Annotated in this window: 15 protein-coding genes; 11 read left to right on the forward strand and 4 right to left on the reverse strand. The window is 63.4% G+C overall.

Translation table 11 applies throughout. The features are described 5' to 3' along the window. The 7 genes from SF06_RS18150 to SF06_RS17065 form a co-directional block, all read left to right on the forward strand. Positions 1–633, forward strand: a 633-nt coding sequence (locus SF06_RS18150; RefSeq protein ID WP_324606729.1) for a group II intron maturase-specific domain-containing protein, incomplete at its 5' end; no start/stop codon positions are given. 49 nt (positions 634–682) lie between these two features. Further along, positions 683–1,447: an alpha/beta fold hydrolase gene (locus SF06_RS18155; RefSeq protein WP_234703344.1), complete on the forward strand. Its 765-nt coding sequence runs from the start codon at positions 683–685 to the stop codon at positions 1,445–1,447. A 64-nt stretch (positions 1,448–1,511) separates the two neighbouring features. Next, positions 1,512–1,994, forward strand: coding sequence for a DUF695 domain-containing protein (locus tag SF06_RS18160; RefSeq protein ID WP_076380978.1), 483 nt, complete (start codon positions 1,512–1,514; stop codon positions 1,992–1,994). A gap of 237 nt (positions 1,995–2,231) precedes the next feature. Then, complete coding sequence (locus SF06_RS17050) at positions 2,232–2,546, forward strand: hypothetical protein (RefSeq protein WP_037008865.1); 315 nt, start codon at positions 2,232–2,234, stop codon at positions 2,544–2,546. Between the two features lie 2 nt (positions 2,547–2,548). Next, entirely contained in the window at positions 2,549–3,085 is a 537-nt protein-coding gene (locus SF06_RS17055) for a DUF4256 domain-containing protein (protein ID WP_052199864.1), read from the forward strand. 120 nt (positions 3,086–3,205) lie between these two features. Beyond that, the gene (locus SF06_RS17060; RefSeq protein WP_039562807.1) at positions 3,206–3,796 is read left to right on the forward strand and encodes an SAM-dependent methyltransferase; all 591 of its coding nucleotides are present in this window, start codon (positions 3,206–3,208) and stop codon (positions 3,794–3,796) included. A gap of 3 nt (positions 3,797–3,799) precedes the next feature. Continuing rightward, positions 3,800–4,813 (forward strand): pirin family protein, encoded by a 1,014-nt coding sequence (locus SF06_RS17065; protein ID WP_039562809.1) that lies wholly within the window; start codon positions 3,800–3,802, stop codon positions 4,811–4,813. Positions 4,814–5,044: 231 nt separating this feature from the next. Here the strand turns inward: SF06_RS17065 and SF06_RS17070 are convergent, their stop codons facing one another. The 3 genes from SF06_RS17070 to arsC are packed head-to-tail and all read right to left on the reverse strand — an operon-like array spanning position 5,045 to position 6,403. Then, positions 5,045–5,455 (reverse strand): DUF2069 domain-containing protein, encoded by a 411-nt coding sequence (locus SF06_RS17070; RefSeq protein WP_039562811.1) that lies wholly within the window; start codon positions 5,453–5,455, stop codon positions 5,045–5,047. Continuing rightward, positions 5,448–6,053, reverse strand: a complete 606-nt coding sequence (gene wrbA, locus SF06_RS17075) for an NAD(P)H:quinone oxidoreductase (protein ID WP_027590433.1) — start codon at positions 6,051–6,053, stop codon at positions 5,448–5,450. The genes SF06_RS17070 and wrbA overlap by 8 nt, the downstream gene beginning before the upstream one ends. After that, positions 6,050–6,403, reverse strand: coding sequence for an arsenate reductase (glutaredoxin) (arsC, locus tag SF06_RS17080; RefSeq protein WP_039562812.1), 354 nt, complete (start codon positions 6,401–6,403; stop codon positions 6,050–6,052). The genes wrbA and arsC overlap by 4 nt, the downstream gene beginning before the upstream one ends. Before the next feature lie 101 nt (positions 6,404–6,504). Between arsC and SF06_RS17085 the strand changes: the two genes are divergently transcribed. From SF06_RS17085 to SF06_RS17095, 3 genes are read left to right on the forward strand one after another with little or no spacing between them, the layout of a single operon-like run. After that, the gene (locus tag SF06_RS17085; protein WP_039562814.1) at positions 6,505–7,734 is read left to right on the forward strand and encodes a YihY family inner membrane protein; all 1,230 of its coding nucleotides are present in this window, start codon (positions 6,505–6,507) and stop codon (positions 7,732–7,734) included. Next, positions 7,731–8,189: a TlpA family protein disulfide reductase gene (locus SF06_RS17090; RefSeq protein WP_027590436.1), complete on the forward strand. Its 459-nt coding sequence runs from the start codon at positions 7,731–7,733 to the stop codon at positions 8,187–8,189. The genes SF06_RS17085 and SF06_RS17090 overlap by 4 nt, the downstream gene beginning before the upstream one ends. Then, positions 8,186–8,458 (forward strand): acylphosphatase, encoded by a 273-nt coding sequence (locus tag SF06_RS17095; protein WP_039562817.1) that lies wholly within the window; start codon positions 8,186–8,188, stop codon positions 8,456–8,458. The genes SF06_RS17090 and SF06_RS17095 overlap by 4 nt, the downstream gene beginning before the upstream one ends. A 340-nt stretch (positions 8,459–8,798) precedes the next feature. Here the strand turns inward: SF06_RS17095 and SF06_RS17100 are convergent, their stop codons facing one another. Then, positions 8,799–10,514 (reverse strand): proline--tRNA ligase, encoded by a 1,716-nt coding sequence (locus SF06_RS17100; protein ID WP_027590438.1) that lies wholly within the window; start codon positions 10,512–10,514, stop codon positions 8,799–8,801. A gap of 101 nt (positions 10,515–10,615) precedes the next feature. On the opposite strand from SF06_RS17100, the gene SF06_RS17105 reads away from it, so the two are divergent. After that, the gene (locus tag SF06_RS17105) at positions 10,616–11,023 is read left to right on the forward strand and encodes a PaaI family thioesterase (protein ID WP_234703345.1); all 408 of its coding nucleotides are present in this window, start codon (positions 10,616–10,618) and stop codon (positions 11,021–11,023) included. The last annotated feature ends 299 nt before the right edge of the window (positions 11,024–11,322 follow it).

The raw sequence follows: 11,322 nt of genomic DNA on the forward strand, positions 1-11,322 counted from the left end.
CGACTGCTACAGCCGGGTCCGAAGCCAGCGGGCGGGGGAACGGGGGATGGCCAGCGTAGGGCGCATGATCAGCGAACGACTGCGGCTCACAGTCAATCCGCTGAAAAGCGCGGTGGATCGTCCAGCCGAACGTACGTTCCTGGGCTCACGGTCAGCCGCAGAGACGCCCGCCTGAAGGTGGCCGATAAGGCCATCGAACGGCTCAAGGCGAAAGTGCGCGCACTGACCCGTCGGACGCGAGGCCGCCGTCTGGACGTAATCGTGGCAGAGCTGAGGAAAACCCTGCTTGGATGGAAAGCGTATTTCGGCATTGCCGAAGTACTGAGCCCTCTGCACGACATCGACAAATGGATACGACGCAAACTACGTTGCTATCTCTGGAAGCAATGGGGACGAGCCGGCTACCGGGAACTGCGCAAGCGCGGTGTAAGCGTGCGAGAAGCATGGAACACCAGCAAATCGGCGCACGGCCCTTGGCGGTTGAGCAACACCCCGGCACTGAGGCTGGCATTACCAGTGCGGTACTTCACGAACTTGGGGCTGCCGGCCATTGCGGCGCGGCAGGAATATATTCATCGAACCGCCGTGTACGTGACCCGTATGCACGGTGGTGTGGGAGGAGAGGCGCCGTGAGGCGTCTCCCTATCCCGATTATGCGGCTTAAGAAGTGAGGAATACTGAATTGAAGATAAAGATACATGAGGGTGAGATTCATCTTAAAAAGTGGGAGCCCTCAGTAAACTCTGGAGCAGCTCCAATAGTAATGCTGCATGATTCTTTAGGAAGTGTGGAGTTGTGGAGAGATTTTCCAGAAATACTAGCGAATGAATTGTCAAGAACTGTATTTGCCTATGATCGTTTAGGCTTCGGCAAGTCTGATGCTCGCGATGAGTTGCCATCTAAAGAGTTCGTAGAAGAAGAGTCAATTACATTCTTTCCACAGATCAAAGAAAAATTGTCTCTAAATAAATATGTGTTGTTTGGTCATAGTGTTGGCGGTGGCATGGCTATAAATATCGCTTCGCGGGATACTGACTGCCTTGCTGTAATCACTGTTTCAGCTCAAGCATTTGTTGAAGATCTAACTGCAAATGGAATTAGAGAAGCAAAAAAAATGTTTGAGCAACCAGGTCAAATTGAGCGTTTAGAAAAGTGGCATGGATCTAAGGCAAAATGGGTGCTTCACGCATGGACAGACGTGTGGCTTTCCGATGAGTTTAAAAATTGGAGCCTTGAGCCAGCTATAAGTAACGTTCAGTGTCCAGTACTGGCAATTCATGGCGATAGAGATGAGTACGGCTCAAAAGCGTTTCCCGAATTTATTTCCACGCGTACTGGCAGCAATGCTGAAATGCTCATTATTAAAGATTGTGGTCATATGCCCCATAAAGAAAAAACCAATGAAGTAATTAGAGCTGCAAAGGAGTTTCTCAAAAATGTCGCCTAACAAGCGCATGTTGTCGGACTGGTTCTCCGTTGCGCTCCAAACCAGCCGCAAATGCGGGCGTTAAATGCCGAATGAGCTTGGCCAAACTAATAATTTTATGGAGCTTTATATGTCCGGAGCGAGCGCTGAAGACCTGTATTCCACTGCAACAGGTGAAGAGGACGGTAAGCCTCTTATTTTTAGGAGCCTTCACTCTGTGCCGAAAGGCTCCGTCGAATCAGACTACCCTTTTTTAATTTCCGTATACTGGGCATATAAAGCAGCAAATGAAGGTGGAATGCCGGATGCCGAGACAAACGAAGCTCAAATAGCATTTGAGGATGCCTTAGAATACCTAGACAAAACCGGCATAATTCATCTTATGTTAGTAGTGACGGGTAATGGCAGAAAAGAGTGGCATTGGTATGTCAAAGACATTGAGATCTGGATGCGGCGCTTAAATGATGCGCTTTCTGGAAAGCCCGTGTTCCCAATTGAAATAAAGCACTCTAAGCAACCAGAGTGGTCGCTTTATCACAATTTCGTTTCAGGTGTAAAAGGCATTTAACTAACAACTGCAAGCGGATCAAATTTCGCTGCGCTAAATTTGCCCGCTGAGTTGGGCGTTGAGGCTGTAGAAAAACCTGCTGCCCGCCTCTTCACCGATTGATACGCCTGCCCCCATTCAAATCGCAGGGGGGGGCGCAGGAATGACGCCTCGGGCACCGTTGAGCTGGATTCCTGTGAAAAGCCCCTTGTGCCACTGTCCCACCCACTACCGTTTGACTATCGACAAAGCACGACGATGAAGGAATCTGACTGGAAGCTGTTCCAAACGCTGAAACCCACCCTGCTCAACCGACTGTGTGAGCGAGCTCTTCAAGAGTGTGTTCAGGCGATGGCTGACGAGACGCTGTCGGCACATGAGCGGTTTCTCAAGGTTTTTTACCTGATCAATGAAAGAAACGAGGATGTCGCGGTCTGTTTCGACGATCCCCGGCGCTCGAACCTGTTCTTCAAACTGGTCGAGCTTAAGGTGCGCGACTTACTTGAGCCGCATGAGCTGGCTCGGTTCAGTGAAGAGGCGCAAGCGCTGCTGAACCCCCGGCCGGGCCGATAGCCATGAACGATGCCTCCCTGCTCCAGATTCTCAAAGCCCGTTTCGACAAGCACCCGCAGCGCCACGCGGCCATCGGCTGGTCCGAGGTTCAGGCGAGGCTGGAACGGGCCCCGGAGGCGCTTGCTGCCCTGCGCGCCATGGAGGAGACGGGTGGCGAGCCGGATGTGATCGGGCGCGCTGACGATGCCGGTCAGATTCTCTTTTGCGACTGCTGCGCGGAAAGCCCGCCTGGCCGCCGCAGCCTCTGTTACGACCAGGCCGCCCTTGACGCCCGCAAGGCCAACAAGCCGCAGGGCAGCGCGCTTGAAATGGCCGCTGCCATGGGCGTCAGCCTGCTGACCGAAGCGCAATACCGGGCGCTCCAGGAACTGGGCGAGTTCGATCTGAAAACCTCCAGCTGGATAGCGACGCCGGCGGAGGTGCGTGCGCTCGGCGGGGCGCTCTTCGCAGACCGCCGCTACGGCCGGACCTTTGTCTACCACAATGGCGCGCAGTCGTATTACGCCGCTCGGGGCTTTCGCGCTGTGCTGCGGGTTTGACCCGTTCGTGCCGGTGCTTCTGGTCTTAACCTGATGCGCTAGGGCGCCATGTTCCGATTGACCCCGACCCCGCTGGAATGGTTGCCTGCGCAGCATTGCAACCGCTGTTGGAGAAAGGTCATGTGGGATGAACGTTACGCTGCCGAGGAATATGCCTACGGCACGGAGCCCAATCAGTTTCTGGTCGAGCACTTCCGGGCGATCCCGAAGGGCAGGGTGCTCAGCCTGGCCGAGGGCGAGGGGCGCAACGCCGTGTTCCTGGCGCGTCAGGGCTATGCCGTGACCGCGGTGGACGGCTCGGCGGTTGGCCTGCGCAAGGCCGAGAAGCTCGCTCGGGAGCACGGCGTGGAGATCGAGCTGGTGCATGCCGACCTGCTCGACTACGAGATCGGCGAGAACTGCTGGGACGGCATCGTCTCCATCTTCTGCCCGCTGCCGGCCGGCCCGCGTGCGGCGCTGCATCGCAAGGTGGTGGCCGGACTCAAGCCTGGCGGCGTGTTCCTGCTGGAAGCCTACACGCCCGAGCAGCTCCGTTATGGCACCGGGGGCGGCCCGTCGCCGGAAACCAAGACCAGCCGTGAGTCACTGGTCGAGGATCTGCGCGGACTGACCTTCACCCATCTGGCCGAACTGGAGCGCGAGGTGGTGGAAGGCATCTACCACACCGGCCTGGGCGCGGTGGTGCAGGCCATCGCGGTCAAGGAGCGCTGAGCCATGAGCAGCACCGAACTTATTCTCGGCGCCCAGCCGCTGGGCCCGCAGATGCCCGGTATCGATCCCTTCATCTTCGCCGCCTATCACCAGGACCATTACCCCAGGGGCAACGGCCGCCTGGGGCCGGATGCCGCCCTGCTGCGCGGGCGCGACATCGGCATGGACTTCAGCGGCCGGGACGGCTGGAGCATGTACCACGGCGAAGGGATCCCGGGCTTCCCGGCCCACCCGCACCGGGGCTTCGAGACCGTGACCATCGTGCGCCGGGGGCTGGTGGACCATGCCGATTCGCTGGGCGCCACGGCGCGGTACGGCGAGGGCGATGTGCAGTGGCTGACCACCGGCAGCGGCGTGCAGCACGGCGAGATGTTCCCGCTGGTGCACGAGGACCAGGACAACACCCTCGATCTGTTCCAGATCTGGCTGAACCTGCCGGCCAAGAACAAGCTGGCGGCGCCGGATTTCACCATGTTCTGGGCGCATACCATTCCGCGTGTGACGCTGCCCGGTGCCGAGGTGGAGGTGATCGCCGGGAACTATGGTGCTGTGCGCGCCTTGCCGCCGCCGCGTGCGTCCTGGGCCAGCGAGACGGACGCCGATGTGGCCATCTGGATCGTACGCATCGAGCCGGGCGCGAGCGTCACGCTGCCGGCGGCCTCGGATCGGGCGCGGCGGGCCATCTACCTGACTACCGGGCGTTCCTTCGTGGTTGGTGATACCCGCTTCGACCGCCGGGTGATGGTGGAGGTGCGCGCCAGCCAACCGGCGCCGTTGCGCAACGACAGCGCCGAGCTGATCGAGCTGCTGGTGCTGCAGGGCAAGCCGATCGGCGAACCGGTGGCCGCGCGCGGCCCGTTCGTGATGAACACCCAGGAAGAGCTGGTGCAGACCATCCGCGACTACCAGCGCACCGAGTTCGGCGGCTGGCCGTGGCCGAGCCGCGAGCATACGCATGGTACGTCGGGGCGCTTTGCGCAGCATCCGGATGGGCGGGTGGAAAGGCCGGAGGTTTAAGAGGTTATGGGGGGGGGGGGACGGGGTGCTGTCTACCACCGCGCCGGCCCGGCGCCGCTTGTGCGGCGCATGGTGGATCGGTGAAGCGTGATCCACCCTACGATTGCCTCAGCGCCGTACCGCGACGTAGGGTGGACAACGTTTTCTTGTCCACCATCGCGCCGGAACGGCGCGCCTTGCGGCGCGCTTGGTGGATCGGTGAACGCGCGATCCACCCTACGATTGTGCGGCTCAGCTTTCCCCGGCCAGCTTGCGATCCAGCTGGAACTTCCAGCGCGTGTACATCAGCGCGCTGCAGAACAGCACCAGGCTGATGAGCGCTTCGGCCCAGCCGTACAGGGTACGCGCCGGGTCGAAGGCGGCCAGCACGCCCTGGATGAAGTAGATGTTCACCACGAAGCACAGCCAGGCATGGCCGCGTGCGTGGCCGAGCAGCACGCTGGGGGCGAGGATCAGCAGCGGCACCAGCACGATGCTCAGCACCACCCAGGTGCGTGCGCCGTGCAGGTCGGCGAAGACGCCGTTCCAGACGCCGATCAGCAGCAGCAGCGCCAGGTAGCCGATCAGGCTGACCCAGCGGGTGAAGCGCACGCGCGGTTGTAGCCATTCCATGGCCGGCAGCGGTTTCTTTTGCTTAGCCACGGCGCTCTCCCAGTTGGCCGGCGGTCTGCGCCAGGCGCAGGCCGAGGGCGCGGCACAGGGCGATTTCATGCTCGTCCAGCGGACGCTTGCCGTCGGCGCCGGCGTGGTGGCTGGCGCCATACGGCGTGCCGCCGCCACGGGTCTCGATCAGCGCCGCTTCGCTGTACGGCAGGCCGCAGATCAGCATGCCGTGGTGCAGCAGCGGCAGCATCATCGACAGCAGGGTGCTTTCCTGTCCGCCGTGCAGGCTGGCGGTGGAGGTGAACACCGCCGCCGGCTTGCCGACCAGTGCGCCGGTCAGCCACAGGCTGTTTGTGCCGTCGAGGAAATACTTCATCGCAGCGGCCATGTTGCCGTAGCGGGTCGGGCTGCCGAGCACCAGGCCGGCGCAATGCTTCAGGTCGTCGAGGGTGGCGTACAGCGCGCCCTCGGCGGGAATCTCCGGGGCCACGGCTTCGCACTCGGTGGACACCGCCGGCACGGTGCGCAGGCGCGCCTCGAAACCGGCCTGCTCGATGCCGCGGGCGATGTGCCGGGCCATCTCGGCGGTGGCGCCGTGACGGCTGTAATACAGCACCAGGATGTAGGGTGAACTCACGGCAGGATCTCCAGCACTTTCTCCGGCGGACGGCCGACCACGGCCTTGTCGCCGACCACCAGGATCGGCCGTTCTATCAGCCGCGGGTGGGCGACCATGGCCTCGATCAGTTGGTCCTCGCTCAGGCCGGCGTCGGCCAGGCCGAGGGTCTGGTACTCCTCTTCGCCGCTGCGCAGCAGTTGGCGGGCGCTCAGGCCGAGCTTGCCGAGCAGGGTGCGCATTTCTGCGGCGCTGGGCGGGGTTTCCAGGTAACGCACCACGGTGGGGGCCAGGCCGCGGGCTTCGAGCAGTTCCAGCGCGCCGCGCGATTTGGAGCAACGCGGGTTGTGGTAGAGGGTCAATTCACTCATGGCAGGTCGCTTCCGACGTAAGGTGGCGGGTATTCTACCCGCCCGGGTTGGCGGAGGCGCGAGGCCTTTCGCGACGCCGGTGGATTCGGCAAGGAGACGGCATGCGGCAGTGGCTGGCCAATGTGGTGGAGTTCTGGAGCTTCCTGTTCCGCCGCTTCCTCGATGACCGTGGCCTGGACAGCGCCGCGTCGCTCACCTACACCACGCTGTTCGCGGTGGTGCCGACTATGACGGTGACCTTCTCGGTGATCTCGATGGTGCCGGCGTTCCGCGAGCTGGGCGGCGAGCTGCAGAGCTTCATCTTTCGCAACTTCGTGCCCTCCACCGGGGCGACGCTGCTCTCCTACCTGCAGGCGTTCAGCGAACAGGCGCGCCAGTTGACCTGGCTGGGCGTGCTGTTCCTGGTGGTCACCGCGCTGATGATGATGCTGACCATCGAACAGGCCTTCAACACCATCTGGCGGGTGCGCCAGCCGCGCCGGGGGGTGAGCAGCTTCCTGATCTACTGGGCGATCCTCAGTCTTGGTCCGCTGCTGCTGGGCGCGGGCTTCGCCATCAGCACCTACGTGGCCTCGCTGTCGCTGCTGGCGGGGCCGGATGCGCTGTTCGACGTCACCTGGCTGATTCGGATCGCGCCGCTGCTGCTGGAGGTTGCCGCGTTCACACTGCTCTACGCGGTGGTGCCCAATACCCGCGTGCCGGTGCGCCATGCCTTGCTCGGCGGCCTGTTCAGCGCGCTGCTGGTGGAAGCGGCGAAGAAGCTGTTCAGCCTGTATGTCAGCGCCTTCCCGGCCTACCAGCTGATCTACGGCGCGTTCGCCACCGTGCCGCTGTTCCTGCTGTGGATCTACGTGTGCTGGCTAATCGTGCTGCTCGGCGCGGAGCTGGCCTGCAACCTGTCCTCGACGCGCGCCTGGCGCACCCGGCCATTGCCTCGTTTGCTGGCGCTGCTGGGTGTGTTGCGGATCTTTCAGGATCGCCAGCGCACCGGCGCGACGCTGCGCCATGCGCAGCTGCGGCGCGAGGGCTGGCCGCTGCCGGAGGAGGAGTGGCACGAGATTCTCGGCTTCCTGCAGCGCGAGCACCTGGTATGCCGTACTGCCGGCAACGCCTGGGTGCTGTGTCGCGACCTGAATGCCTACCCGCTGGATCGCCTGCTGGCGCGCAGCCCCTGGGTGCTGCCGGCATTGCAGAGCCTGCCGGAGGAGCTGCCGGAGGGCTGGTATCCGGCGTTGCGCGAAGGGCTGGCGGAGCTGGAGCAGGCGCGCGAGGACATTTTTCACGGCAACCTGGGTGACTGGCTGAGCGCTGGTCGCGAGGAAAGAACATGAACGGATGGAAGCGATGGGCGCTGGCGCTGTGCGTGGCGCTGGCCGGCTGCGGCGCGGCCGATCTGGGGACCGACCAGCATGGCCAGACGGTGACGCCCGAGAGCCTGCAGGGCCAGTGGCTGGTGATCAACTACTGGGCCGAATGGTGTGCACCGTGCCGCAAGGAGATCCCTGAGCTGAATGCCCTGCCGCAGCGGATCGACAAGGTGCGCGTGCTGGGCGTCAATTTCGACGGCCTGCAGGGCGACGCACTGTTGCGGGCGGCCGAGGGCATGGGTATCGACTTCACCGTGCTGGCCGACAATCCGGCCGAGCATTTCGGCCTGGAGCCCAGTGGCGTGCTGCCGGTGACCTATCTGGTGGACGAGCGCGGCAAGGTGCGCGCGCGGCTGCTCGGCGAACAGACCGCCGACGGCCTGGTGGCAAGGCTGCAGGCGCTGCGGGAGGGCTCATGAGCATTGCCTTGCAGGCATGGGTGATCGGCCGGGTGCAGGGCGTGTGGTTCCGCCAGGGCACCGCCGAGCAGGCGGCGACGCTGGGTGTGAACGGCTGGGTGCGCAACCTGCCGGACGGGCGGGTCGAAGCCTGGCTGGAAGGGGAGGAGCAGGCGGTGCGCGCCCTGGCGCGCTGGCTGGAGCAGGGGCCGCCGAAGGCGGCAGTCACCGGCGTGCAGGTGCAGGAACAGGCGCCGCAGGGATATACGGATTTCGAAGTCCGGCGCTGAGGTAACCGTAGGGTGGATCGACAAGAAAGACGTTGTCCACCCTACGGGTCTAGGTGTCGTTGTAGGGTGGATCGCGCTTTACCGATCCACCAAGCGTGCCGCCAGGCGCGCCGTGCCGGCGCGATGGTGGACAAGGAAGACGTTGTCCACCCTACGGATCGAGGTACGGCGCTGAGGCAATCGTAGGGTGGATCACGCTTCACCGATCCACCGCGCGTGCCGCAAGGCGCGCTGTGCCGGCGAGTTGGTGCGTTGTCCACCCTACGGGTCGAGGCCAGCGCTGGGGCGATAGTAGGGTGGATCACGCTTCACCGATCCACCAAACGTGCCGCCCCCGGCGTCAGCCGCCGATGCGCTGCTTGAGGAACTCCAGGATGCCGTCGAGGGCGACGTTCTGGCTTTCGCTATCGCGGCGGCCCTTGTACTCCAGGGTGCCTTCGCCCAAGCCGCGGTCGCTGACCACGATGCGGTGCGGGATGCCGATCAGCTCCATGTCGGCAAACTTCACGCCGGGGCTGGTCTTCTTGTCGCGGTCGTCCAGCAGCACTTCGTAGCCGGCGGCGGTGAGCTGCGCGTACAGCGCATCGGTGGCCTGCTTGACGCTGTCGTTCTCGTACTTCATCGGCACGATGGCGATCTGGAAGGGCGCCAGGGCGTCCGGCCAGAGGATGCCGCGCTCGTCATAGTTCTGCTCGATGGCGGCGGCCACTACGCGGGACACGCCGATGCCGTAGCAGCCCATGATCAGGGTGACCGGCTTGCCGTTCTCGCCCAGCACATTCAGGTTCATGGCCTGGCTGTACTTGGTGCCGAGCTGGAAGATGTGGCCCACTTCGATGCCGCGCTTGATCACCAGGGTGCCCTTGCCGTCCGGGCTCGGGTCGCCTTCCACCACGTTGCGCAGGTCGGCCACTTCGGGCAGCGGCAGGTCACGCTCCCAGTTGATGCCGAAGTAGTGCTTGTCGTCGACGTTGGCGCCGGCGCCGAAGTCGCTCATCAGCGCCACGGAGCGGTCGATGATGCAGGGGATTGGCAGGTTGACCGGGCCCAGCGAACCCGGGCCGGCGCCGATGGCGGCGCGGATCTCGGCTTCGGAGGCGAACACCAGCGGGCTGGCGACCCGTTCGTGGTTGGCGGCCTTGATCTCGTTCAGCTCGTGGTCGCCGCGCACGATCAGGGCGATCAGCTTGCCTTCCTCGGCGGCATGCACCACCAGGGTCTTGACGGTCTTCTCGACGGCCAGGTTGTAGCGCTCGACCAGCTCGGCGATGGTCTTGGCATCCGGAGTGTCCACCAGGCGCAGGGCTTCGCTGGCGGCGCCGCGTGCCTTCTCGCGCGGAATGGCCTCGGCCTTCTCGATGTTGGCGGCGTAGTCGGAGCTGTCGCTGAAGGCGATATCGTCTTCACCGGACTCGGCCAGCACGTGGAATTCGTGGGAGCCGGTGCCGCCGATGGAGCCGGTGTCGGCCTGCACCGGACGGAAGTTCAGGCCCAGGCGGGTGAACACGTTGCAGTACGCCTGGTGCATGCGGTCGTAGGTTTCCTGCAGCGACTCCTGGCTCAGGTGGAAGGAGTAAGCGTCCTTCATGATGAACTCGCGGCCGCGCATCAGACCGAACCGCGGGCGGATCTCGTCGCGGAACTTGGTCTGGATCTGGAAGAAGTTGATCGGCAGCTGCTTGTAGCTGTTCAGCTCGTTGCGGGCCAGGTCGGTGATGACTTCCTCGTGGGTCGGGCCGACGCAGAAGTCGCGCTGGTGACGATCCTTCAGGCGCAGCAGCTCGGGGCCGTACTGCTCCCAGCGGCCGGACTCCTGCCACAGCTCGGCGGGCTGGATGGCCGGCATCAGCACTTCCAGGGCGCCCGCCTTGACCATTTCGTCGCGCACGATGGCTTCGGCCTTGCGCAGGGCGCGCAGGCCCATCGGCAGCCAGGTGTACAGGCCGGAGGCAAGCTTGCGGATCATCCCGGCGCGCAGCAGCAGTTGGTGGCTGATCACCACGGCATCCGACGGGGTTTCTTTCAGGGTCGAGAGGAGATACTGACTGGTACGCATGTTGGCCGTTTCGTCCGTTGCGGGAGCGGAATAGAGCCCGGCATTGTACGGCCACGCCAACAAGGCGTACAGGCACAAACCGGGGAGGGAACATGGCGAATCTGAGCGCACACGAGGTGCAGGTACTGATCCGCGCAGGCGTGCCGATGGCCGAGGACATCGACCTGCGTATCGAACGGGTCGATGGTGAGCGGGCGCTGGCAAGGGTGCCGTTCAATGGGCGATTGGTGCGGCCGGGCGGCACGTTGTCGGGTCCGGTGCAAATGGCGCTGGCCGATACGGCCATGTATGCCGTGGTGCTGGGGGCCTTGGGCCGGGTGGAGATGGCGGTCACCAGTCACTTGAACATCAATTTCCTGGCCAAACCCGCGCCAGTCGATCTGCTGGCCGAGGCGCGCATCCTGCGCCTGGGCCGACGCCAGGCGGTCTGTGAGGTTTCCCTGTTCTGCGCGGGGCAGGAGGATGTGCTGGTGGCCCATGTCACCGGGACCTACGCGTTGCCGGGGTGAGGTGGGGCTTTGGTGGCGCACTAGGCCCGATTGGGTGAGCGCCAGCACCAGAAGCTCGCGAACGAGTTCGCTTGTATGTTTGTGCCTGTCGGGGATGAGGGACCAAGTTCGCATCTGACGCAAGTACAGACCGTGGGAGAGATCGTCCCGCCCCCACTCACCAAGGGCCGATAAGGAATCCATCAGGCTTGAGCCCCAACTCAAGACCGACGATATGCGCAAGCCAGCACCCGGGTGAGGCCCCGACAGACATCGTCAACCTAGTCTAAAGCCCACACCCACGGGAACGCATGCGACTT

It is taken from the genome of Pseudomonas flexibilis, assembly GCF_000802425.1.
GTDB lineage: Bacteria > Pseudomonadota > Gammaproteobacteria > Pseudomonadales > Pseudomonadaceae > Serpens > Serpens flexibilis.

Bases quoted from the DNA above. Each gene is read 5' to 3' on its own strand.
- SF06_RS17065 (WP_039562809.1), top strand. From the start codon at position 3,800: ATGAGCAGCACCGAACTTATTCTCGGCGCCCAGCCGCTGGGCCCGCAG.
- SF06_RS17050 (WP_037008865.1), top strand. From the start codon at position 2,232: ATGAAGGAATCTGACTGGAAGCTGTTCCAAACGCTGAAACCCACCCTG.
- SF06_RS17060 (WP_039562807.1), top strand. From the start codon at position 3,206: ATGTGGGATGAACGTTACGCTGCCGAGGAATATGCCTACGGCACGGAG.
- SF06_RS17095 (WP_039562817.1), top strand. From the start codon at position 8,186: ATGAGCATTGCCTTGCAGGCATGGGTGATCGGCCGGGTGCAGGGCGTG.
- SF06_RS17085 (WP_039562814.1), top strand. From the start codon at position 6,505: ATGCGGCAGTGGCTGGCCAATGTGGTGGAGTTCTGGAGCTTCCTGTTC.
- arsC (WP_039562812.1), bottom strand. From the start codon at position 6,403: ATGAGTGAATTGACCCTCTACCACAACCCGCGTTGCTCCAAATCGCGC.
- SF06_RS17090 (WP_027590436.1), top strand. From the start codon at position 7,731: ATGAACGGATGGAAGCGATGGGCGCTGGCGCTGTGCGTGGCGCTGGCC.
- SF06_RS18160 (WP_076380978.1), top strand. From the start codon at position 1,512: ATGCCGAATGAGCTTGGCCAAACTAATAATTTTATGGAGCTTTATATG.
- SF06_RS17100 (WP_027590438.1), bottom strand. From the start codon at position 10,514: ATGCGTACCAGTCAGTATCTCCTCTCGACCCTGAAAGAAACCCCGTCG.
- SF06_RS17055 (WP_052199864.1), top strand. From the start codon at position 2,549: ATGAACGATGCCTCCCTGCTCCAGATTCTCAAAGCCCGTTTCGACAAG.